This is a genomic window from Streptomyces sp. Je 1-332 (assembly GCF_040730185.1).
GTDB lineage: Bacteria > Actinomycetota > Actinomycetes > Streptomycetales > Streptomycetaceae > Streptomyces.
The window spans coordinates 4,756,847-4,779,152 of sequence record NZ_CP160402.1 but is presented as its reverse complement, the minus strand read 5'-3'; the positions used below and the strand labels follow the sequence as shown (position 1 = coordinate 4,779,152).

The window sequence follows — 22,306 nt, the reverse complement described above, 5'->3', positions numbered from 1 at the left end:
GAGGAACCCGCCGTGGCAACGGACAAGGATCATCCTGTAAACCAGACCCCCCAGTCGTCCCGAGAGGGACCGCGCGAGGCAGCCGACAACGACGACGCACACGCCCTGCCGAGCAGCCGGCCCACACGGCTGATCGACCCCGTCCTCGCGGTGCGCGAACTGTCACGCTATGACTTCCCGGGCCGCCGCTTTCTGGGGCGCGCCGACTGCGCTCTCGTGATCGCCGGGCCCGGAGCCTTCTACGAGACGTTTCTGCCTCCGCGACGCCCCACAACTCTCCGCGGCAGGACCGCCGCGTACGAGGTCGATCTCGGCGTTCATCCCCTGCGCCTGCGCACCCGTCTGCCCAGTGACGTCGACAGCTTCGAGTTCGACACCACCTTCGATCTCACCTGGCAGGTGACCGACCCGGAACGCTTCGTCATCAGCCAGGAACGCGACATCCCCGCTCTGCTGAACCGCCTGCTGCACCGCCTGCTGCGCCCCGTCACCCGTAAGTTCCCCATTTCCTCGAGTGCGCGCGCCGAGGAATCCGTACAGCAGGTCCTCGATGCCTCCGGCGACCACGCGGCGAGGCAAGGCCTGCGGCTCGGCGGCACAGCGCGGCTGCGTCGCGATCCCGGCGAGCGCGCGGCCCAGTACGACGTTGCCGCCGTGCTGTCCGAACACGAGGTGGAGCTGCTGCGGCTGGAACACCAGCAAGATCTCAAGGCGCGGAAGATCGCGTTCTACCGCCACCACCTCGCCAAAGGCGGACTCGACGCGCTCCTTCTCCACCTGGCCGAGCACACGCAGGACACCGGCTTGGTCGTGGAGAACCTCCGCGCCGACGAGGCGAGGATGATCGAGAACCAGCTCGGGCTCATCGACCGGGTTCTGCCCGAGGAAACCCTGGAGAAGTACCAGCTGGAGGAGCCCCAGCAGCTGGTACTCGCGCTGTTCAGGGCCATGTTCACGCAGTCGATGAACGCTTCCACGGACGCACAGCCCGAAGACCCGCTGCGCAAGCCACCCGATCCGGCCGCCCAGCACTTCGAGGGCCGGGCCGAGTCCGTATGACAACCGAGGAATCGCAGTCCGGCGCCAGGCTGCTCACCGAGGTGCGGGCCGAGATCAGTCGCGCCGACAGCAAGGCGGCCGTAGTGGTCGGTGCTATCGCGATGGCAGTAGGGCTGCTCGGCGGCCTCGTCGTGAGCCGTGGCTGGGACCCGTCCCGGCTCGCCCTGCCCTGGGCCGCCGTCTGGTGGAGCGGAGTCTGCTCACTCGCGGCCTCCCTGCTCTCGATGCTCCTCGCCGTCGTGCCCCGCTACCGCAAGAGCGACTGGGAGCCCGGGCTGCCACTCGGCTACTTCGGCGACATCCGACGCGCCGCCGACTCCGGCGTCCTGGCACAGGCGCTGACGGAAGCCGACCGCGACCCAACCCCCCTGCTTGTGAACGCACTTGCGGCAACCAGCACGATCGCCGCGCACAAACACCTGTGCGTACGCGCCGGGCTCCTGGCCCTCACAGCGGCGACCCTGCTCCTCCCCGCGGCCCTGCTGCTCGGCTGAGGAAGCCCGTACCGAAGGAAGGAGCACCATGTCCCAGCCGCACGAACCGGAGTACCCCGAATACGATCCGTCGGCGTCACCCCCCTACCCCGGGCCTACTTCCGCACAGGCACCACGCACACCCAATACCTCACCGAAGCCGTCAAGGGACGCGGAACCAGAGGCATCCCGAATACCCAGCGCCTCCGGGACGGGGCCGTCAGCGGACGCGGATGCCCAGGCGTACGACGTGCACGTCCCCCACGGCGGTCGCATCCACATAGCGGCCCGCCGCAGGGGCGTTGACGCCCTCGCCGTCGGATCGCTGGCCCTTCACCTGCCGCACGCGGCGGCCAGCCTCCTTGTCGTGGCCGGTCTGGCATATGCACTGCAGAGCGCGACCGGCATCTCCCTCTGGGCCCCCGTCATCGGGTGGCTGCTCAGCGGTGCGCTGATCTTCCACCGCCCGACGGAGGCGTTCTTGGCCCACCATGTCTTCGGCCACAGGCCGCCGTCCCTCGTCGAGGCCGGCCAACTGGAACCGGTCTGGCGCGATGTCACGGCCCGCTTCGGAGCGGACGCGGTCACGTACCAACTCTGGATCGCGGAAAGCGAAGAACTCAACGCGGAGGCCGCAGCGGGACACATCGTGACCGTCACCTCGGCAGCGCTACGCCTCCCGCCGAGCCAGCTCGCGGCCGTGCTGGCCCATGAACTCAGCCACCATGTCGCGGGGCACTCATGGTCCGCGCTCCTGAGCAACTGGTACGCCCTGCCCGGACGCCTCCTCTGGCGTGTCCTGCAGGCTCTGCACCGGTACGCGCTCCCCCATCGGCGACACGAGGCCCGGGAAGCCAAGCGTCGGCTCCTCCTGCTCGCGATCCTGGCCGGGCTGGTCCTGCTCTTCCTGTTCCCCTGGTTGCTCCTGCTGGCGCTCACTCCATGGCTGCTCGCCGCCGTGAGCCGGCGTGCCGAGTTGCGTGCCGACCGGGCCGCGGCGCTGCGCGGTTTCGGCCCCCAATTGGTCGCGGTCCTGCAGCGCTTCATCACCGATGAGGAGGCCTCGAAGCCCCCCGTTCCGGTCCACCGGCAGGGCCGTCTCCTCCCGGCGCCTTCACTGCTCTCCTCGAGACCAGATCTCCACACCCGGCTGCAGCGGCTCCAGCGACAGCTCCAACAGCCCGGCCACTGAAACGCCGAAGGGCGGCCACCCCTCTCGGGATGACCGCCCATCAACAGACGTAGGTCTTACTGGTTGTAAGGCCCGTAGTCGTAGTCCTCCAGCGGCACAGCCTGACCCGACCCCGTCCCGAAGGGCGAGTAGTCGATGTCGTCGTAGCCGACTGCCGAGTACATCGCGGCCTTGGCCTCCTCGGTCGGCTCGACCCGGATGTTGCGGTAGCGGGACAGGCCCGTACCGGCCGGGATGAGCTTACCGATGATGACGTTCTCCTTGAGGCCGATCAGGGAGTCGGACTTGGCGTTGATCGCCGCGTCCGTCAGGACCCTGGTCGTCTCCTGGAAGGAGGCCGCGGACAGCCACGACTCCGTCGCGAGCGAGGCCTTGGTGATACCCATCAGCTGCGGACGGCCGGAGGCCGGGTGGCCGCCTTCCGTGACCACACGACGGTTCTCGGTCTCGAACTTCGAGCGCTCGACGAGCTCGCCCGGCAGCAGCTCCGCGTCGCCGGACTCGATGATCGTCACGCGGCGCAGCATCTGCCGGATGATGATCTCGATGTGCTTGTCGTGGATCGACACGCCCTGGCTGTTGTAGACCTTCTGGACTTCGCCGACCAGGTGGACCTGGACCGCGCGCTGACCGAGGATCCGCAGCACGTCGTGCGGGTTGGTGGCACCGAAGGTGAGCTTCTGGCCCACCTCGACGTGGTCACCCTCACGCACGAGGACCTTGGCGCGCTTCGAGATCGGGAAGGGAGTCTCGTCGCTGCCGTCGTCCGGCGTGACGACGATCTTCTTGGTCTTCTCGGTCTCCTCGATACGGATGCGGCCTGCCGCCTCCGAGATCGGGGCGACACCCTTGGGCGTACGAGCCTCGAAGAGCTCGACGACACGGGGCAGACCCTGGGTGATGTCGTCACCGGCCACACCACCGGTGTGGAACGTACGCATCGTCAGCTGCGTGCCGGGCTCACCGATGGACTGGGCGGCGATGATGCCGACCGCCTCACCGATGTCGACCAGCTTGCCGGTGGCGAGCGAACGGCCGTAGCAGAAGGCACAGGTGCCGACCGCGGACTCACAGGTCAGGACCGAGCGGGTCTTGACCTCCTCGACGCCGTTGGCGACCAGGGCGTCGATGAGGACGTCACCGAGGTCGACGTTGGCCGGCGCGATGACCTTGCCGTCGATGACGACGTCCTCGGCCAACATGCGGGCGTACACCGAGGTCTCGACGTTCTCCGTCTTGCGGAGCACACCGTCCTCGCCCTTGACCGCGATCTTGAGCTTCAGACCGCGCTCGGTGCCACAGTCCTCCTCGCGAATGATGACGTCCTGAGAGACGTCGACCAGACGACGGGTGAGGTAACCGGAGTCAGCGGTACGCAGAGCCGTGTCCGCAAGACCCTTACGAGCACCGTGCGTCGAGATGAAGTACTCGAGGACCGAGAGGCCCTCACGGAACGATGCCTTAATCGGGCGCGGGATCGTCTCGTTCTTCGCGTTCGACACCAGACCACGCATACCGGCGATCTGACGCATCTGCATCATGTTTCCTCGGGCACCCGAGTCAACCATCATGAAGATGGGGTTCGTCTTGGGGAAGTTCGCGTTCATCGCCTCGGCAACCTCGTTGGTCGCCTTGGTCCAGATCGCGATGAGCTCCTGCGTGCGCTCGTCCTTGGTGATCAGACCGCGCTCGTACTGCTTCTGGACCTTCTCGTCCTGGGCCTCGTAGCCCGCGACGATCTCCTTCTTGGCCTCGGGGACCACGACGTCGGAGATGGCCACGGTGACGCCGGAACGGGTCGCCCAGAAGAAGCCCGCCGCCTTCAGGTTGTCGAGCGTCGCCGCCACGATGACCTTGGGGTAGCGCTCGGCCAGGTCGTTGACGATCTCGGAGAGCTGCTTCTTGCCCACCGAGTAGTCGACGAACGGGTAGTCCTCGGGCAGCAGCTCGTTGAAGAGCGCGCGGCCCAGGGTCGTACGCAGCCGGAAGCTGTCGCCCTGCTGGTACTCCTGCTCGCCCTCTTCGACGGCCGGCGGGGTCCAGCCGCGCGGCGGGATGGTGCCCACCGGGAAGCGGATGTCGACCTTCGCCTGGAGCGAGAGCTCCTTGGCGTCGAACGCCATGGTCGCCTCGGCGGAGGAACCGAACGAACGGCCCTCACCGATGACCTTGCGCTCTTCCTCGTCCGTCGTGAGGAAGAAGAGACCGAGAACCATGTCCTGGGTCGGCATGGTGACGGGACGGCCGTCTGCCGGCTTCAGGATGTTGTTCGAGGACAGCATCAAGATGCGGGCCTCGGCCTGCGCCTCCGCGGAGAGCGGCAGGTGCACGGCCATCTGGTCACCGTCGAAGTCCGCGTTGAACGCGGTGCAGACGAGCGGGTGGATCTGAATGGCCTTGCCCTCGACCAGCTGCGGCTCGAAGGCCTGGATGCCGAGGCGGTGCAGCGTGGGCGCACGGTTCAGGAGAACCGGGTGCTCCGCGATGACCTCTTCCAGGACGTCGTACACGACCGTGCGGCCGCGCTCGACCATGCGCTTGGCCGACTTGATGTTCTGCGCGTGGTTCAGGTCGACCAGGCGCTTCATCACGAACGGCTTGAAGAGCTCCAGTGCCATGGCCTTCGGCAGACCACACTGGTGCAGCTTCAGCTGCGGGCCGACGACGATCACGGAACGCGCGGAGTAGTCCACACGCTTACCGAGAAGGTTCTGACGGAAACGACCCTGCTTGCCCTTGAGCATGTCGCTCAGGGACTTCAGCGGGCGGTTACCGGGACCGGTGACCGGGCGACCACGACGACCGTTGTCGAAGAGGGCGTCCACGGCCTCCTGGAGCATGCGCTTCTCGTTGTTCACGATGATCTCGGGAGCACCGAGGTCGAGAAGCCGCTTCAAGCGGTTGTTGCGGTTGATGACACGGCGGTACAGGTCGTTCAGGTCGGAGGTCGCGAAGCGGCCACCGTCCAGCTGCACCATCGGACGCAGGTCCGGCGGGATGACCGGCACGCAGTCGAGCACCATGCCCTTGGGGCTGTTGCTGGTCTGCAGGAACGCGGAGACGACCTTGAGGCGCTTGAGCGCACGGGTCTTCTTCTGGCCCTTGCCGGTACGGATGATCTCGCGAAGCCGCTCGGCTTCCTCATCCAGGTCGAACGACTCAAGGCGCTTCTGCAGTGCAGCGGCACCCATCGAACCGTCGAAGTACGTGCCGAAGCGGTCACGCAGCTCGCGGTAGAGCAGCTCGTCACCCTCCAGGTCCTGGACCTTGAGGTTCTTGAAGCGGTTCCAGACCTCGTCGAGACGGTCGATCTCGCGCTGCGCACGGTCACGCAGCTGCTTCATCTCGCGCTCGGCACCTTCGCGCACCTTGCGGCGTACGTCGGCCTTGGCGCCCTCGGCCTCGAGCTCGGCCAGGTCGGTCTCGAGCTTCTTGGCGCGGGCCTCCAGGTCGGAGTCGCGACGGTTCTCGACCTGCTGACGCTCCACGGAGACGTGCGCCTCCAGGGAGGGCAGGTCACGCGTACGGCGCTCCTCGTCCACGAACGTGATCATGTACGCCGCGAAGTAGATGACCTTCTCGAGGTCCTTCGGGGCGAGATCAAGCAGGTAGCCGAGGCGCGACGGGACGCCCTTGAAGTACCAGATGTGCGTGACAGGGGCGGCCAGCTCAATGTGGCCCATCCGCTCACGACGCACCTTGGCGCGAGTGACCTCGACGCCGCAGCGCTCGCAGATGATGCCCTTGAAGCGGACACGCTTGTACTTACCGCAGTAGCACTCCCAGTCCCGGGTCGGACCGAAGATCTTCTCGCAGAAGAGTCCGTCCTTCTCGGGCTTGAGCGTGCGGTAGTTGATGGTCTCCGGCTTCTTGACCTCGCCGTGCGACCACTGTCGGATGTCGTCCGCGGTGGCAAGGCCGATCCGCAGCTCGTCGAAGAAGTTGACGTCGAGCACTTTGTCGTCAATCCCTCTTTCGGGGTTGTGCCCCTCGCGTTAGCGAGAAAAAAGGCGCTTCATCATGGTCTGAACGGGTCCGGGGAGAGCCGGCCGGACACGAGGTCCGGCCGGCCAACCCGTCAGACCTCTTCGACGCTGCTCGGCTCGCGCCGGGACAGGTCGATACCGAGCTCCTCCGCCGCGCGGAAGACGTCCTCGTCGGTGTCGCGCATCTCGATGGACATGCCGTCCGAGGACAGCACCTCCACGTTGAGGCAGAGCGACTGCATTTCCTTGATGAGCACCTTGAAGGACTCAGGAATGCCGGGCTCGGGGATGTTCTCGCCCTTGACGATGGCCTCGTAGACCTTCACGCGGCCGGTCACGTCGTCGGACTTGATCGTCAGGAGCTCCTGGAGGGCGTACGCGGCGCCATAAGCCTCCAGCGCCCACACCTCCATCTCACCGAAGCGCTGACCACCGAACTGAGCCTTACCACCCAGCGGCTGCTGGGTGATCATGGAGTACGGACCGGTCGAGCGAGCGTGGAGCTTGTCGTCGACCAGGTGGTGGAGCTTGAGGATGTACATGTACCCGATCGAGATCGGGTCCGGGAACGGCTCGCCGGAGCGCCCGTCGAACAGCCGCGCCTTGCCGGACGGCAGGACCATGCGGTCGCCGTCGCGGTTCGGGACGGTGTGCTCGAGGAGGCCGGTCAGCTCGTCCTCGCGGGCGCCGTCGAAGACCGGAGTCGCGACGTTCGTCCGCGGGGCGACCTGGTCGGCGCCGATGCGCTGCAGGCTCTGCGCCCAGTCCTCGCTGAGACCGGAGACGTCCCAGCCCTGGCTGGCGAGCCAGCCGAGGTGGATCTCCAGGACCTGACCCGGGTTCATTCGGGACGGGACACCCAGCGGGTTGAGGATGATGTCGACCGGCGTGCCGTCCTCAAGGAAGGGCATGTCCTCGATCGGAAGGATCTTGGAGATGACGCCCTTGTTGCCGTGACGACCGGCGAGCTTGTCACCGTCCGTGATCTTGCGCTTCTGCGCCACGTAGACACGAACCAGCTGGTTCACGCCCGGCGGCAGCTCGTCGCCCTCTTCACGGTCGAAGACGCGTACGCCGATGACCTTGCCGATCTCACCGTGCGGCACCTTCAGCGAGGTGTCGCGCACCTCGCGCGCCTTCTCACCGAAGATCGCGCGGAGCAGGCGCTCCTCCGGCGTCAGCTCGGTCTCACCCTTGGGCGTGACCTTGCCGACGAGGATGTCGCCGGCGACGACCTCGGCACCGATACGGATGATGCCGCGCTCGTCGAGGTCGGCGAGGACCTCCTCGGAGACGTTCGGGATGTCCCGGGTGATCTCCTCCGGGCCCAGCTTGGTGTCACGGGCGTCGACCTCGTGCTCCTCGATGTGGATCGAGGAGAGGACGTCGTCCTGCACGAGGCGCTGCGACAGGATGATCGCGTCCTCGTAGTTGTGACCCTCCCAGGGCATGAACGCCACGAGCAGGTTCTTGCCGAGGGCCATCTCGCCCTCTTCGGTCGCGGGACCGTCGGCCAGAACCTGGCCCTCGATCACGCGGGCGCCCTCGTCGACGACAACCTTCTGGTTGACCGAGGTGCCCTGGTTCGACCGGGAGAACTTGGCGATGCGGTACGTGGTGTACGTGCCGTCGTCGTTCGTGACGGTGACGTAGTCCGCGGAGACCTCCTGGACCACACCCGCCTTCTCGGCCTTGATCACGTCACCGGCGTCGACCGCACAGCGGTACTCCATGCCGGTGCCGACGAGGGGAGCCTCGGCGGTGATCAGCGGCACGGCCTGACGCATCATGTTCGCGCCCATGAGGGCACGGTTGGCGTCGTCGTGCTCGAGGAACGGGATCATCGCGGTCGCGACCGACACCATCTGGCGCGGCGAGACGTCCATGTAGTCGACGTCGTCGCCGGGGATGTAGTCGATCTCGCCGCCACGACGGCGGACGAGGACGCGCGACTCGGTGAAGCGCATGTCCTCACCCAGCACGGCGTTGGCCTGGGCGATCACGAAGCGGTCTTCTTCGTCGGCCGTGAGGTAGTCGACGTCGTCGGTGACGACGCCCTCGACGACCTTGCGGTACGGCGTCTCTACGAAGCCGAACGCGTTGACGCGGCCGTACGAGGCGAGCGAACCGATCAGACCGATGTTCGGGCCTTCGGGAGTCTCAATGGGGCACATGCGGCCGTAGTGAGACGGGTGCACGTCACGGACCTCGAAGCCGGCCCGCTCACGGGAGAGACCACCCGGACCAAGCGCCGACAGACGGCGCTTGTGGGTGAGACCCGACAGCGGGTTGTTCTGGTCCATGAACTGCGACAGCTGCGAGGTGCCGAAGAATTCCTTGATCGACGCCACGACCGGGCGAATGTTGATCAGGGTCTGCGGCGTGATCGCCTCGACGTCCTGGGTCGTCATGCGCTCACGCACGACGCGCTCCATACGAGCCAGACCCGTGCGGACCTGGTTCTGGATGAGCTCGCCGACGTTACGCAGACGACGGTTGCCGAAGTGGTCGATGTCGTCGGTCTCGACGACGATCGACGTACCGCTGTCACCAACGGTCTCGACCTCACCGGCGTGCAGCTTCACCAGGTACTTGATCGAGGCGATGATGTCCTCGACCGTGAGGATGCCCGCGTCGAGCGGAGCGTCCGCACCCAGCTTCTTGTTCACCTTGTAGCGGCCGACCTTCGCGAGGTCGTAGCGCTTGGGGTTGAAGTAGAGGTTCTCGAGCAGCGTCTGAGCAGCCTCACGCGTCGGCGGCTCGCCCGGACGGAGCTTGCGGTAGATGTCGAGCAGCGCGTCGTCCTGGCCCTGGGTGTGGTCCTTCTCCAGGGTGGCGCGCATGGACTCGTACTCGCCGAACTCCTCGAGGATCTGCTCGGTCGTCCAACCGAGAGCCTTGAGCAGAACGGTGACCGACTGCTTGCGCTTGCGGTCGATGCGCACACCGACCATGTCGCGCTTGTCGATCTCCATCTCCAGCCAGGCACCCCGGGACGGGATGATCTTGGCGGAGAAGATGTCCTTGTCGGACGTCTTGTCGATCGAGGAATCGAAGTAGACGCCCGGCGAACGGACCAGCTGCGACACGACGACACGCTCGGTGCCGTTGATGACGAAGGTGCCCTTGTTCGTCATGAGCGGGAAATCGCCCATGAAGACCGTCTGGGACTTGATCTCGCCGGTCTCGTTGTTGGTGAACTCAGCGGTGACGAAGAGCGGGGCGGCGAACGTGAAGTCGCGCTCCTTGCACTCGTCGATGGAGTTCTTCGGAGGCTCAAAACGGTGGTCGCGGAATGTCAGGGACATCGACCCGGAGAAGTCCTCGATCGGAGAGATCTCCTCGAAGATCTCCTCCAGACCGGACTTGGTGGGGACGTCCTGTCCACTGTCGAGAGCCGCCTCGACACGACCCTTCCAGGCTTCATTCCCGAGCAGCCAGTCAAAGCTCTCGGTCTGCAGCGCAAGAAGGTTCGGAACCTCGAGGGGCTCCCTGATCTTTGCAAAGGAGATGCGCAGCGGGGCGGTGCTGGCGCCGTTGTTCGTATTCGCGGTCGAGGCAGTGCGCGAGGCGGCCAAGAGGGGGTCCTTCCGAGGGCTCGGACTCACTACGCGCGTACCGGTCCCAGGTTGGACGCAGGGACGGAAGATCCCAGGTCAGGGAAAGTCCAGTCCACTGTGCTCAAGCATGGGCATGCCCCTGGTGACGGGCAGGAGGCAGCTAACAGGCAGCGCAAAGGGTCAGTGTAGCCACTAGGCCCACTGATGTCCAGTGCGGGTTTTTGAAGACCCTCGTTGTTCTCAACCCCTGCTGCAAGCCACGCCCTCGATGCACATCGATACTGCCCTCTTCGCCGTCGATCCATGCCTCGGATGCGGATCGTTGTGACGACGCGTCCTGAGAATTGCGCGCTGCGTGCGGTTCGTCAAGGCCCCCCTGCCCCGACTTGGCTCTCAGTTCGTCACCGTCACGGCCGTTCCGAGGCACGACGAAGATCACCATACTCGTCGGGGCGGGCTACGCAAGGCAGCCGTAGGGGTGCGCCGGAGAACGCCGAAGGGCGACCACCCAGATGGGTGATCGCCCTTGGCGCGCGCTGCCTGAGCAGCGCTGAAAAGACCTGCCACCTACACGCCCTCAGGCGCGTGGCAGACGACTCGCGAGGTGTTACTTGACCTCGACCGAGGCGCCGGCAGCCTTGAGGGACTCGGCAGCCTTGTCAGCGGCCTCCTTGGCGACCTTCTCGAGGACCGGCTTCGGGGTGCCGTCGACGAGGTCCTTGGCCTCCTTGAGACCCAGGGAGGTGAGCTCGCGCACGACCTTGATGACCTGGATCTTCTTCTCGCCGGCGCCGGTGAGGATGACGTCGAACTCGTCCTGCTCCTCGGCAACCTCGGCGGCGGCGGCCGGGCCGGCCGGGGCAGCGGCGACGGCCGCGGCGGCGGTGACGTCGAACTTCTCCTCGAAGGCCTTCACGAACTCGGAGAGCTCGATGAGGGTGAGCTCCTCGAACTGGGCAAGCAGGTCTTCCTGGCTGAGCTTCGCCATGATGGGCGATCCTTCCACTAATTCGGCTGGTGCCGGGTGTATATGAAGGCGGGCGTACGTTTGGCCCGCTGCGACCGTCGCCCTAACGGGCGGCGATCAATGCGCGAGCCGAATTACTCGGCACCGCCCTGCTCGGCCTTCTTGGCACGAAGCGCCTCCGCGGTGCGGACGAACTTCGAGGGAAGCGCCTGGAAGAGCTGCGCAGTCTGCGTCTGCTTGCCCTTCATGGCGCCCGCCAGCTTGGCGAGCAGAACCTCGCGGGACTCGAGGTCCGCGAGCTTCTTGATCTCGTCGGCGGACAGCGCCTTGCCGTCAAGGACACCGCCCTTGATGACGAGGTTGGGGTTGTCCTTGGCGAAGTCACGAAGACCCTTCGCCGACTCCACCGGGTCACCGGTGACGAAGGCAACAGCGGTCGGACCCGCGAACAGGTCGTCCAGCTGGTTGATCCCGGCCTCATTGGCCGCGATCTTGGTCAGCGTGTTCTTCACCACGGCGTACTCGGAGTTCTCACCGAGCGAACGGCGCAGCTGCTTGAGCTGGGCCACGGTGAGACCCCGGTACTCGGTCAGCACGGCGGCGTTCGAGCTGCGGAACTTGTCCGTGAGCTCGGCTACCGCGGCAGCCTTGTCGGGCGTCGGCATAGAGCGTCAGCCTCCTTCCGGGTGATGAGGACCGCTCAAAAGGGGCTGACAAAACAAAACGCCCCAGCGCAGGCGCATGGGGCGTGAGCTCGACCCGACGGAATCCCGTCCGGGAGCACTTCCACATCCACCTGCGCGGGTCGTCCGCAATTTCAACGGATCCTTCGGCCACCGCGCCCTCTAACGAGCACACGGCAACGACCAGCGGTCTTTGGCTTCTGTGGAAGAGTACGCGAACGGGTTCGCGTCAGGCAAATCGGCTCAGACGCCGCTGTCCGCGCCCATGTCCGCGCCGCTCTTCTCGAGCTCCTTGAACATCTCCATCAGGTCGAAGGTCTCGCCGGCGGGCGGCGGGCTCACCTTGGCGGCCGCGCCGTACTCGGAGAACTTCTGGGACGTCTTCATCGTGCCTTCAGGGGACTTGATGTCGATGTCCATGCGGACGGGGTAGTCGTCCTCGTTCACCCAGACCTCGGTGTCGTACCCCTTGATGCCCGCCTTCTCGATGCTCTTGAGGAGCTGTTCGCGCTCGCTCTTGCCGAGCATCTCGTCGAGGCCCTTGTTGGACTCCATCATCTCCTTGACGGAGAGGCGGCCCTTGTAGCGCTGCGTCTGGACGCCGTCGACCTTCGCGGGACCGACGTGCTTCAGGTTCGGCGAGTCCAGGAGCATCGCGAGCTGCTGCGCCGGGTCCTGGTTCATGCTGTCCAGACCGCCGGTCAGCTGCTTGGCGGCCTTCTCGTCACCGACCTGCTCCGCGATGGTGTTCAGGTCCATCTTGACCCACTGCTTGCCGTCCATGTCCTTGGCGGCGACAGCCCCCATGTCCATGTACATCACGTTGTCGAGCCAGAGCATCCGGACCTTCTCCGGCGCCTCCGGGTCGCTGTCCGTGAGCGCCGAGCCCGACATCGTCATATCCATGACGGTCGGGTCCCAGCCCATGACTCCGGACATCTTCATGTCACCGCTGGAGCCGCCCATCGACTTCGGCGTCGACATCGTCATCTCGACCTTGGCCGACTTGGCCTTCGAGGTCTTCTCGTACGCCGCCGTGATGACCTCGGTCACCTGCGACCGGGACTGGGTCTCCCCCGAGCCCGCCCCCTTCGCCTTGCCGCCGTTGTCGGAGCCTCCACAGGCCACCGCGCCGGTACACAGCATCGCGGTGGCGAGCACAGCGCTCGCCGTTCTCTTCACAGTCATGACCCCACCCCTAGGAACACATGATCGACACAATTCGGTCCGGCGAGAATACCCGACGTCCGAGGTCAGGCCTGCGGCTGCTGGTTCATGAGGTCCTTGAAGCTCATCGTGTCCGAGGCCGGGGGCTTCTCCACGGACACGGGGGTGCCGTAGTCGCTGTAGTAGGCCGTCTGCGAGAAGTCGCCGTCGGCCATCTTGCCCTTCTCGGCCTTCTTGACCAGCAGGTCGTCGGCGTCGACCCAGATGTCGATGGTCTGCGTGGTCAGGCCGACCTGCTTGAACTGCTTCCTCAGCTCGGCCATCTGCTCGGCGTCGAGGTCAGCGTTCTTGCCGGTGAAGTCGGCGGCGTCGACGGTGCCGGAGTAGTGGGTGGCCTTCGCCCCGCGGACGGTCTCCTCGCCCACACGCTTCACGTCACCCGAGGCGAGCAGCATCTTGACCGACTGGTTCGGGGTGGTGTTCTGCATCTGATCCTTGAAGGCATCACCGGCAGCGCCACTCATGTCGGCCAGCGTGGCGTAGTCGTACTCGATCCAGTGCTTGCCGCCGCCGGCCTGCTCCGCGAACTTGTCACCCATGTTCGCGTAGAACCCGTTCTTCAGATAGCGGTAGTCGATCTTCGACTGCCCGATCTGCTCCATCTGCTCGGCCTGGGTTCCGCCCGTGAGGGTGGCCGTCATGGTGCCGGTGATGCCGTCCGACCACTCCATGGAGCCCGCCATGTCCATCGACATCTTGGTGCCCATGACCGTCTTGCCCTCGACCTTGGCGGAGTCGGCGCTGTCGGTCTTGTCCTGGATGGTGCGCAGGGCGGCTATCGGGCTGAGAGCCACGGAGCCCTTCTTCTTGCCCTTCTCGTCGCCGTCGCCGCCGCCGGAGGAGCCACAGGCCGCGACCCCGGTCAGCGCGGCGGCCACCGCGATCGACAGGCCTGCGCGTCGCATGGTCGTGCTGTTCATGACATCCCACCCCTTGTACTTGTGTGAATCCCGCACGCTAGCGCAGTCCCCCGAAAGCTCTGAGGCATGCACGTATACGAGGACGGGCCCCGCACCTCGAAAGGTTGCGGGGCCCGTCCACAAACGCGTGCGCGACGCGACTGCCGTCAGATTCAGACGGCGGCCGGGTCCTCCTCGGTGAGGAGGTTGCGGGTGCGGTTGCTGTCCAGCGGAATGCCGGGGCCCATCGTGGTGGTGAGCGCGGCCTTCTTGATGTAGCGACCCTTGGCGGCCGACGGCTTCAGACGGAGGATCTCCTCCAGCGCCGCGGCGTAGTTCTCCACCAGCTTGGTGTCGTCGAAGGACACCTTGCCGATGATGAAGTGCAGGTTCGAGTGCTTGTCGACGCGGAACTCGATCTTGCCGCCCTTGATGTCGTTGACAGCCTTCACGACGTCGGGGGTCACGGTGCCGGTCTTCGGGTTCGGCATCAGACCACGCGGACCGAGCACGCGGCCGAGGCGGCCGACCTTGCCCATGAGGTCCGGGGTGGCGACGACGGCGTCGAAGTCCAGGCGACCCTTGGCGACCTCGTCGATGAGCTCGTCGGCGCCGACGATGTCGGCCCCAGCGGCTTCCGCGGCCGCAGCACGGTCACCGGTCGCGAAGACCAGGACCCGGGCGGTCTTGCCGGTGCCGTGCGGGAGGTTCACGGTGCCACGGACCATCTGGTCGGCCTTGCGCGGGTCGACACCCAGGCGGAAGGCGACCTCGACGGTGCCGTCGAACTTGGTCGAGGAGGTCTCCTTGGCGAGACGGACGGCCTCGAGCGGGGCGTAGAGCTTGTCCCGGTCGATCTTGGCGTCCGCAGCGCGGAGAGTCTTGCTGCGCTTCACTTCTGCTCCTGTAGCGGTTACATCATGCGGCTCCGCCGCGTGACAGGTGTGGGAGTCGTGGTGCGGGCCGGCGCGTGGCCCTACCACTGAGAAAGGTCAGACGGGGAAAGCTCTCAGCCCTCGACCGTGATGCCCATGGAACGGGCGGTGCCGGCGATGATCTTCGACGCGGCGTCCAGGTCGTTGGCGTTGAGGTCTTCCATCTTGGTGGTGGCGATCTCGCGGACCTGCGCCTCGGTGATCTTGGCGACCTTGGTCTTGTGCGGCTCGCCGGAGCCCTTCTCGACACCCGCGGCCTTGAGGATCATCTTGGCGGCCGGCGGAGTCTTGGTCACGAAGGTGAAGGAGCGGTCTTCGTAGACCGTGATCTCCACCGGGATGACCCAGCCACGCTGCGACTCGGTCGCGGCGTTGTAGGCCTTGCAGAACTCCATGATGTTGACGCCGTGCTGGCCCAGCGCGGGGCCGACCGGCGGGGCCGGGTTGGCTGCGCCGGCCTGGATCTGGAGCTTGATAAGCCCCGTGACCTTCTTCTTCTTGGGAGGCATTGCTCTCTCCGGGTCCTAGTGAGAGTTTCCAGCCACCATCCAGTCATCCGGATGGAGGCATACCGCACCACGATAACGGGTATCGTCACGCGGCCAAAAACCGAGCAGGTCAGACCGGCTTTGAGAGCCCGTCTGACCTGTTCGGAGGCGTATGTTCCAGAGGAAGCCAGGAAGCCGCTAAGGGCTAGTTCTTCTGGATCTGGTCGAAGCTGAGCTCGACCGGGGTCTCGCGGCCGAAGATCTCGACGAGACCCTTGACCTTCTTCGAGTCGGCGTTGATCTCGTTGATCGTCGCCTGCAGCGTCGCGAACGGGCCGTCGGTGACGGTGACCGAGTCGCCGACCTCGAAGTCGAGCACCTGGACCTCGACCTTGCGGGACGGAGCCGGCTTGCCCTCGGCCTCGGCGGCCTCGCGGGCCGCCTTCTCCTCGGCCTCGGGGGCGAGCATCTTGACGATCTCGTCCAGGGTCAGGGGGTACGGGTCGTAGGCGTTGCCCACGAAGCCGGTGACGCCGGGGGTGTTACGCACGACGCCCCAGGACTCGTTCGTCAGGTCCATGCGCACCAGGACGTATCCGGGGAGCTTGTTCTGACGGATGGTCTTGCGCTCGCCGTTCTTGATCTGCGCGACCTCTTCCTGCGGCACCTCGGCCTGGAAGATGAAGTCCTCGACGTTCAGCGAGACGGCACGCTGCTCGAGGTTGGTCTTCACGCGGTTCTCGTAACCGGCGTACGTGTGGATGACGTACCACTCGCCGGGAAGGGTGCGGAGCTCGTCGCGCAGGGCCGCGATCGGGTCGACCGGCTCGGCCTCCTCCTCGTCCTCAGCGGACTCGGCGGGCTCTGCAGCCTCGGCGGCCTCTTCGGTCTCGCCCTCGGTCTCGTCGGACTCGGCGGCGGCTTCCTCGCCCGCCTCGGCCTCGGCCTCGTCGGCAGACTCGGTGTCGTTCTCGACGTGCAGCGCCGACTCTTCGGCGGGAGCGCCAGCAGCGGCGTCGGCAGCCTCGGCCTGGTCCGGGTCCTCGGCGTCCGCCGCCTCGACGATGTCGAGCTGGTCCTCCACGGACTCCGCGGAATCCACGCGCGGCTCAACGGCGTCGTTCAGGTTCGGGTCAGACACGGTGGCTGCTTCTTCCTGGATACAGAGGGGTGGAACGCGCGAAACGGGCGCCGGGTACGGCGCCCTTCGCTCTCGGCTGTGCCATCGGCTCAGCCGAAGACGTACTTGACGGCCTGGTTGAACCCATAGTCAATCACGGTCACGAGGCCGATCATGATGACGACGAAGACAATCACCACGGTGGTGTACGTCGTGAGCTGACTGCGAGTCGGCCAGACGACCTTGCGGAGTTCCGCGACGATCTGGCGGTAGAAGAGCGCGAGACGGCCGAAGGGGCCCTTCTTGCCGCGCTTGCCGCCCTTACGGGCCTTCTTCGAATCCGGCGCCTCGTCCTGGGCATCAGGCATGTCGATGGAGCCCACGGCGTCCGTCACTCGTCCTCACCTGATTCCGGGTCGTGGCCGTGCCGCGCCCGGTATGAGCCGCACGGCGGTGCAATGCAGTACGTACATGTGCGCACACATCCTGGTGAGAGGAGTGTGTAGCAGGGCCGGAGGGACTTGAACCCCCAACCGCTGGTTTTGGAGACCAGTGCTCTACCAATTGAGCTACGACCCTTTGATTTCCCCCAACCTACCGCATCCGCCCGGGTGCACAGAGTGCGAGGAGAAGGTGCGGCCGGTGAGGGCCAACGAGCAGTGAGTGTACGTGCTCTGCGGCGCCCCGTCGAACAGAAACGGATCCGGCGGCCGTCGGCAAACACCGAGAGCCGCGTGCCAGAGGCGTTTCAGGTCTGGAACGATGGGGCGATGAGCGCTTCCACTTCTCCCACCGAGCGCAGGGTGTCCGCCCGCGTCGGCGCGATCTCCGAGTCCGCGACCCTCGCTGTCGACGCCAAGGCCAAGGCCCTCAAGGCCGCCGGGCGGCCGGTGATCGGTTTCGGCGCGGGTGAGCCCGACTTCCCGACGCCCGACTACATCGTCGAAGCCGCTGTCGAGGCCTGCAAGAACCCGAAGTACCACCGCTACACCCCGGCCGGCGGTCTCCCCGAGCTCAAGGCCGCGATCGCCGCGAAGACGCTGCGCGACTCCGGGTACGAGGTCGACGCCTCGCAGGTCCTGGTGACCAACGGCGGCAAGCAGGCGATCTACCAGGCGTTCGCCGCGATCCTCGACCCGGGGGACGAGGTCATCGTCCCGGCTCCCTACTGGACGACGTACCCGGAGTCGATCCGTCTCGCGGGCGGTGTGCCGGTCGATGTCGTCGCCGACGAGACGACGGGCTACCGCGTCTCGGTGGAGCAGCTGGAGGCCGCGCGCACGGAGCGCACGAAGGTCGTCCTCTTCGTGTCACCGTCCAACCCGACGGGCGCCGTCTACAGCGAGGCCGACGCCGAGGCGATCGGCCGCTGGGCCGTCGAGCACGGCCTGTGGGTCATGACCGACGAGATCTACGAACACCTCGTCTACGGAGACGCGAAGTTCACCTCGCTCCCCGCGATCCTGCCCGAGCTGCGCGACAAGTGCGTCGTGGTCAACGGCGTCGCCAAGACATACGCGATGACCGGCTGGCGCGTGGGCTGGATCGTCGGCCCGAAGGATGTCGTCAAGGCCGCGACGAACCTCCAGTCGCACGCCACGTCGAACGTCTCCAACGTCGCGCAGGTGGCGGCCATCGCGGCCGTCTCCGGCGATCTGACCGCCGTCGACACGATGCGCGAGGCCTTCGACCGGCGCCGCAGGACCATCGTGCGGATGCTGAACGACATCGACGGCGTGCTCTGCCCCGAGCCCGAGGGCGCCTTCTACGCCTACCCCTCGGTGAAGGGCCTCATCGGCAAGGAGATCCGTGGCAAGCGCCCGCAGGACTCCGTGGAGCTGGCCGCGCTGATCCTGGAGGAGGCCGAGGTCGCGGTCGTCCCGGGTGAGGCCTTCGGAACGCCGGGCTATCTGCGCCTTTCGTACGCCCTGGGGGACGAGGACCTCGTCGAGGGCGTCTCGCGGATCCAGAAGCTGCTGGCCGAGGCGCGCGACTGAGATCTCGTCGAGTTCTCGCGCTCCACGCGCGCGTGCGGGCCGTCTCCCCTCCCCGGGGAGGCGGTCCGCTTCTTCGTTCGGGGAAGGCCACGAAGGGGGAAAGTGGCTACCGGGACGCCCCGTACGTACGGCAAGATCCTTGAATGGAGCGCGTACGTGACGTAAGAGAGCTGCCGAAGGCCCATCTGCATCTGCACTTCACCGGGTCGATGCGGCCCACGACCCTGCTGGAGCTCGCCGACAAGTACGGGGTGCGGCTGCCTCCGGCGCTGACCGGCGGTGAGCCTCCGCAGCTGCGGGCGACGGATGAGCGCGGGTGGTTCCGCTTCCAGCGGCTCTATGACATGGCGCGGTCCTGCCTGCGGGAGCCCGAGGACATCCAGCGCCTGGTGCGGGAGGCCGCGGAGGAGGATCTGCGGGACGGGTCGGGGTGGCTGGAGATCCAGGTCGACCCGACGTCGTACGCGCCGCGGCTCGGTGGGCTGATCCCGGCCCTGGAAATCATCCTGGACGCCGTCGAGAGCGCCTCGCGGGACACCGGTCTCGGAATGCGCGTCCTCGTCGCGGCGAACCGCATGAAGCACCCTCTGGACGCCCGCACGCTGGCCCGGCTCGCGGTGCGGTACGCCGATCGCGGCATCGTCGGCTTCGGGCTCTCGAACGACGAGCGCCGGGGCTTCGCGCGGGACTTCGACCGGGCCTTCTCGATCGCGCGGGACGGCGGCCTGCTCGCCGCGCCGCACGGCGGCGAGCTCAGCGGGCCCGCCTCCGTGCGGGACTGCCTGGACGACCTGCACGCGGGGCGGATCGGGCACGGGGTGCGGGCGGCCGAGGACCCGCGGCTCCTGAAGCGGCTCGCCGATCGTGGCGTGACCTGCGAGGTCTGTCCGGCGTCGAACGTGGCTCTCGGCGTCTACGAGAAGCCCGAGGACGTGCCGCTGCGCACCTTGTACGACGCCGGGGTGCCGATGGCTCTGGGGGCGGACGATCCGTTGCTCTTCGGGTCGCGGCTGGCCGCGCAGTACGAGATCGCGCGCAAGCACCATGCCTTCGACGACAGCGAACTGGCCGAGCTCGCCCGGCAGTCGGTGCGTGGCTCGGCCGCCCCCGTCGGCGTACAGGAGAAGCTGCTTTCGGGGATCGAGGAGTGGCTCAGCGGCTGATGCCCGCGAGGAGGGTGCGGGCGAGGGCAGCCGCGAACTCCTCTACGGGCTGCGGAGGTTGCTTGCCGACCGTGGCGTCGTAGGCGAAGGCACGCTGGGCGCAGGCGCCCAGGAGGAGCGAGGCGGCAGCGAAGGTGTCGGCTCCGGGGGCGATCCGGCCGGCGTCGCGTTCGGTGCGGAGGTAGGCGTCGAGGGCCTCGATGGGCATGTGCGGGCCTGTGCCCATCTCCTGCATGGCGTCTTCGTGGCGCCGCTTGAGCTTGGTCTCGGCGTAGAGGGACGCGGCGATCGGGAAGCTCTGGGCGTAGAAGTGGCTGGCCAGGCGGGCGATCTCGGCGAGGTTCTCCTCCACCGAGCGCTCCCCCGGGTCCTCGGCGAGGCGGCGCAGGAGCGGGCCGAGCCGCGGCAGCCGCTCCTGGAGGACGCCCACGAAGAGCTCCTCTTTGCTCGCGAAGTGCTTGTAGAGGGCCGCTTCGGAGCAGCCGGCCGCTCTGGCGATCTCCTTGGTGGTGGCACGGGCGAGGCCGATGGTGCGCATGAGATCGTGCGCCGCGTCGAGAATGCGGGCCCGGGTGGGCTTCTGCTGCATGTGCCGTCCAACCAACCTTGACGCAGGGGTGAGTGGATACTCACCCTAGGGGTGAGTGAATACTTACCCACCTGGGGAGGGTGCGCAATGAAGCTCACGGTGTTCGGTGCGACCGGGGGTGTCGGCGGGGAGATCGTCCGACAGGCGCTCGCGGCGGGCCACGAGGTGACGGCAGTCGTACGTGACCCCGCGCGGCTTAAGGCGACGGGCGAGGGCCTTGAGGCATTCCGGGCCGACCTGACCGATCCGGAGTCCCTGCGGGCGGCGGTGGCCGGACGGGACGCGGTCCTCTCGGGGCTCGGGCCGCGCAAGAGGGCGGACGCGGGGATCGCGGCCGAGCTCACGCGTGCGGTGCTGCACGCCATGGAGGCCGAGGGCGTGCGCAGGCTGGTGGTGGTGAGCGCGGCACCGGTGGGCCCGCCGGCCGAGCCCCAGCCGGTGGTCGACCGGATCATGGGAGCCCTGGTCAGCAACATCCTGAAGCCGGTCTACGACGATCTGCGGGCCATGGAGGCCGAGCTGGCGAGCAGCGCGACGGACTGGACGTCCGTGCGCCCGCCGCGGCTGCAGGACAAGCCGGTCACGGGCGTCTACCGCCGGGTCGTCGGGGGCACGCCGACCAGCGGGCGGTTCATCGGCAGGGCCGACGTGGCGCACGCGATGCTGACGGCGGTCGACGACCTGGCGACGGTGAAACAGGGCGTGGGCGTGGCCTACTAGCCGCGCACGGCCGGCCGGGGGGGCTCAGAGGCTGACGCCCACCGTCACCGGCTCGTTGACCAGCGTGACCCCGAAGGCGTCCCGCACTCCGGCCACGACCTGACGGGCCAGGGCCAGCAGGTCCTCCGTGGTCGCGTCGCCGCGGTTGGTCAGGGCGAGCGTGTGCTTGGTGGAGATGCGGGCCGGGCCCTCTCCGTAGCCCTTGGTGAAGCCCGCCTTGTCGATGAGCCAGGCGGCGGAGGTCTTCACGCGGCCGTCCTCGGTGGGGAAGGCGGGGGGTGCCACGTCCGGGCCGAGACGGTCCACCACGCGCGCGTGGAACGCGGCGAACTCCTCCTCGGTGAGGATGGGGTTGGTGAAGAAGGACCCGGCCGACCAGCTGTCGTGGTCCTCGGGGTCGAGCACCATGCCCTTGCCCGCGCGCAGCTTCAGGACGGTCTCACGGGCGACGGCCGCGGGGACCCGGTCGCCCGCTTCGACGCCGAGCGTGCGCGCCGTCTCCGGGTACTTGAGGGGGGCGCTCATCCCCTGGGCGTCCTCAAGGGCGAAGCGGACGCGCAGCACCACGAAGCGGTCGGGTTCGGCCTTGAACCGGCTGTGGCGGTACGAGAAGTCGCACTCGGCGTTCGAGACGGTGACCGTCTCGTGCGTCTTCCTGTCGTACGCGATCACTTCGGTGATGGTCGACGAGACCTCCTGGCCGTACGCCCCCACGTTCTGGATCGGCGTCGCGCCCGCCGAGCCGGGGATGCCCGCCAGGCACTCGATGCCCGCGAGACCGGCCTCCACGACGCGGGCCACCGCGTCGGTCCACACCTCACCGGCAGCCAACTCGAGCTCTACGCCGTCGAGTTCGAAGCCCTTCGTGGCGATGCGCAGAGCGGTGCCGTCGAAACCCTTGTCGCCGATGACCAGGTTCGAGCCGCCGCCGACGATCAGCAGCGGGGTCCCGGAGTCGTCGGCTTCACGGACGGCGGCGATCACCTCGGCGTCGGTCGTCGCGGTGATCAGGCGGGCCGCGGGACCGCCGAGCCGGAAGGTGGTCAGCGGGGCGAGGGGGGCATCGTGGAGTTCCTGCACGTGCCCAAGGGTACGGTCCGTGGCCCCGCCGCTCGGGCGGGGCCACGGACGGGGGGCCAGGCGGGTCGGGCGGGCCCACGGGCCGTGGGGCCGGGCGGGCCCACGGGCGGTGGGCCGGGCGAGTCGGGCGGGCCCACGGACCGGGGGCCGGGCGAGTCGGGCGGAACC

19 protein-coding genes and 1 tRNA gene are annotated in these 22,306 nt (G+C 67.2%); 6 read left to right on the top strand and 14 right to left on the bottom strand.

Annotated features, from left to right (window positions below):
* Nucleotides 1-12: 12 nt before the first annotated feature.
* Together ABXJ52_RS21730 and ABXJ52_RS21725 are read left to right on the top strand one after the other, a co-directional pair.
* Nucleotides 13-1,059, top strand: a complete 1,047-nt coding sequence (locus tag ABXJ52_RS21730) for a hypothetical protein (protein WP_367044298.1) — start codon at nt 13-15, stop codon at nt 1,057-1,059.
* Nucleotides 1,056-1,553, top strand: a complete 498-nt coding sequence (locus ABXJ52_RS21725; protein ID WP_367044297.1) for a Pycsar system effector family protein — start codon at nt 1,056-1,058, stop codon at nt 1,551-1,553. The genes ABXJ52_RS21730 and ABXJ52_RS21725 overlap by 4 nt, the downstream gene beginning before the upstream one ends.
* 199 nt (nt 1,554-1,752) lie before the next feature.
* Here ABXJ52_RS21725 and ABXJ52_RS21720 read toward each other — a convergent pair whose 3' ends face one another.
* On the bottom strand, nt 1,753-1,878 hold the full coding sequence (locus ABXJ52_RS21720) for a hypothetical protein (RefSeq protein WP_367044296.1): 126 nt from the start codon (nt 1,876-1,878) through the stop codon (nt 1,753-1,755).
* A gap of 21 nt (nt 1,879-1,899) precedes the next feature.
* Between ABXJ52_RS21720 and ABXJ52_RS21715 the strand changes: the two genes are divergently transcribed.
* Entirely contained in the window at nt 1,900-2,724 is an 825-nt protein-coding gene (locus ABXJ52_RS21715) for a M48 family metalloprotease (RefSeq protein WP_367044295.1), read from the top strand.
* Nucleotides 2,725-2,780: 56 nt separating this feature from the next.
* Here the strand turns inward: ABXJ52_RS21715 and ABXJ52_RS21710 are convergent, their stop codons facing one another.
* From ABXJ52_RS21710 to ABXJ52_RS21660, 11 genes are all read right to left on the bottom strand, one after another.
* Nucleotides 2,781-6,680, bottom strand: a complete 3,900-nt coding sequence (locus ABXJ52_RS21710) for a DNA-directed RNA polymerase subunit beta' (RefSeq protein ID WP_367044294.1) — start codon at nt 6,678-6,680, stop codon at nt 2,781-2,783.
* Between the two features lie 122 nt (nt 6,681-6,802).
* Entirely contained in the window at nt 6,803-10,288 is a 3,486-nt protein-coding gene (gene rpoB / locus ABXJ52_RS21705; protein ID WP_367044293.1) for a DNA-directed RNA polymerase subunit beta, read from the bottom strand.
* A gap of 589 nt (nt 10,289-10,877) precedes the next feature.
* A complete protein-coding gene (rplL, locus tag ABXJ52_RS21700; RefSeq protein ID WP_365823557.1) occupies nt 10,878-11,258 on the bottom strand; it encodes a 50S ribosomal protein L7/L12 in 381 nt (126 codons plus the stop codon).
* Between the two features lie 113 nt (nt 11,259-11,371).
* Entirely contained in the window at nt 11,372-11,902 is a 531-nt protein-coding gene (gene rplJ / locus ABXJ52_RS21695; RefSeq protein ID WP_367044292.1) for a 50S ribosomal protein L10, read from the bottom strand.
* Nucleotides 11,903-12,163: 261 nt separating this feature from the next.
* Nucleotides 12,164-13,108, bottom strand: a complete 945-nt coding sequence (locus ABXJ52_RS21690; RefSeq protein ID WP_367044291.1) for a hypothetical protein — start codon at nt 13,106-13,108, stop codon at nt 12,164-12,166.
* Nucleotides 13,109-13,173: 65 nt separating this feature from the next.
* Entirely contained in the window at nt 13,174-14,067 is an 894-nt protein-coding gene (locus tag ABXJ52_RS21685) for a hypothetical protein (protein WP_367044289.1), read from the bottom strand.
* Nucleotides 14,068-14,219: 152 nt separating this feature from the next.
* The gene (gene rplA, locus ABXJ52_RS21680; RefSeq protein ID WP_367044288.1) at nt 14,220-14,942 is read right to left on the bottom strand and encodes a 50S ribosomal protein L1; all 723 of its coding nucleotides are present in this window, start codon (nt 14,940-14,942) and stop codon (nt 14,220-14,222) included.
* 113 nt (nt 14,943-15,055) lie between these two features.
* On the bottom strand, nt 15,056-15,490 hold the full coding sequence (rplK, locus tag ABXJ52_RS21675) for a 50S ribosomal protein L11 (protein ID WP_160506641.1): 435 nt from the start codon (nt 15,488-15,490) through the stop codon (nt 15,056-15,058).
* A 184-nt stretch (nt 15,491-15,674) separates the two neighbouring features.
* Complete coding sequence (gene nusG, locus ABXJ52_RS21670; RefSeq protein WP_367044287.1) at nt 15,675-16,610, bottom strand: transcription termination/antitermination protein NusG; 936 nt, start codon at nt 16,608-16,610, stop codon at nt 15,675-15,677.
* An 89-nt stretch (nt 16,611-16,699) separates the two neighbouring features.
* A complete protein-coding gene (gene secE, locus ABXJ52_RS21665; RefSeq protein WP_367044286.1) occupies nt 16,700-16,984 on the bottom strand; it encodes a preprotein translocase subunit SecE in 285 nt (94 codons plus the stop codon).
* Nucleotides 16,985-17,095: 111 nt separating this feature from the next.
* Nucleotides 17,096-17,168: transfer RNA gene (locus tag ABXJ52_RS21660), tRNA-Trp, on the bottom strand.
* A gap of 191 nt (nt 17,169-17,359) precedes the next feature.
* Here ABXJ52_RS21660 and ABXJ52_RS21655 point away from each other — a divergent pair.
* Together ABXJ52_RS21655 and ABXJ52_RS21650 are read left to right on the top strand one after the other, a co-directional pair.
* Entirely contained in the window at nt 17,360-18,586 is a 1,227-nt protein-coding gene (locus ABXJ52_RS21655) for a pyridoxal phosphate-dependent aminotransferase (protein ID WP_367044285.1), read from the top strand.
* Nucleotides 18,587-18,729: 143 nt separating this feature from the next.
* The gene (locus ABXJ52_RS21650) at nt 18,730-19,749 is read left to right on the top strand and encodes an adenosine deaminase (RefSeq protein WP_367044284.1); all 1,020 of its coding nucleotides are present in this window, start codon (nt 18,730-18,732) and stop codon (nt 19,747-19,749) included.
* Here the strand turns inward: ABXJ52_RS21650 and ABXJ52_RS21645 are convergent.
* Nucleotides 19,739-20,338 (bottom strand): TetR/AcrR family transcriptional regulator, encoded by a 600-nt coding sequence (locus tag ABXJ52_RS21645; RefSeq protein ID WP_367044283.1) that lies wholly within the window; start codon nt 20,336-20,338, stop codon nt 19,739-19,741. The two genes, ABXJ52_RS21650 and ABXJ52_RS21645, sit on opposite strands and share 11 nt — an antisense overlap.
* 87 nt (nt 20,339-20,425) lie before the next feature.
* On the opposite strand from ABXJ52_RS21645, the gene ABXJ52_RS21640 reads away from it, so the two are divergent.
* A complete protein-coding gene (locus ABXJ52_RS21640) occupies nt 20,426-21,058 on the top strand; it encodes an NAD(P)H-binding protein (RefSeq protein WP_367044281.1) in 633 nt (210 codons plus the stop codon).
* Nucleotides 21,059-21,082: 24 nt separating this feature from the next.
* Here the strand turns inward: ABXJ52_RS21640 and ABXJ52_RS21635 are convergent, their stop codons facing one another.
* Complete coding sequence (locus tag ABXJ52_RS21635) at nt 21,083-22,198, bottom strand: UDP-N-acetylmuramate dehydrogenase (RefSeq protein ID WP_367049169.1); 1,116 nt, start codon at nt 22,196-22,198, stop codon at nt 21,083-21,085.
* Between the last annotated feature and the right edge of the window lie 108 nt (nt 22,199-22,306).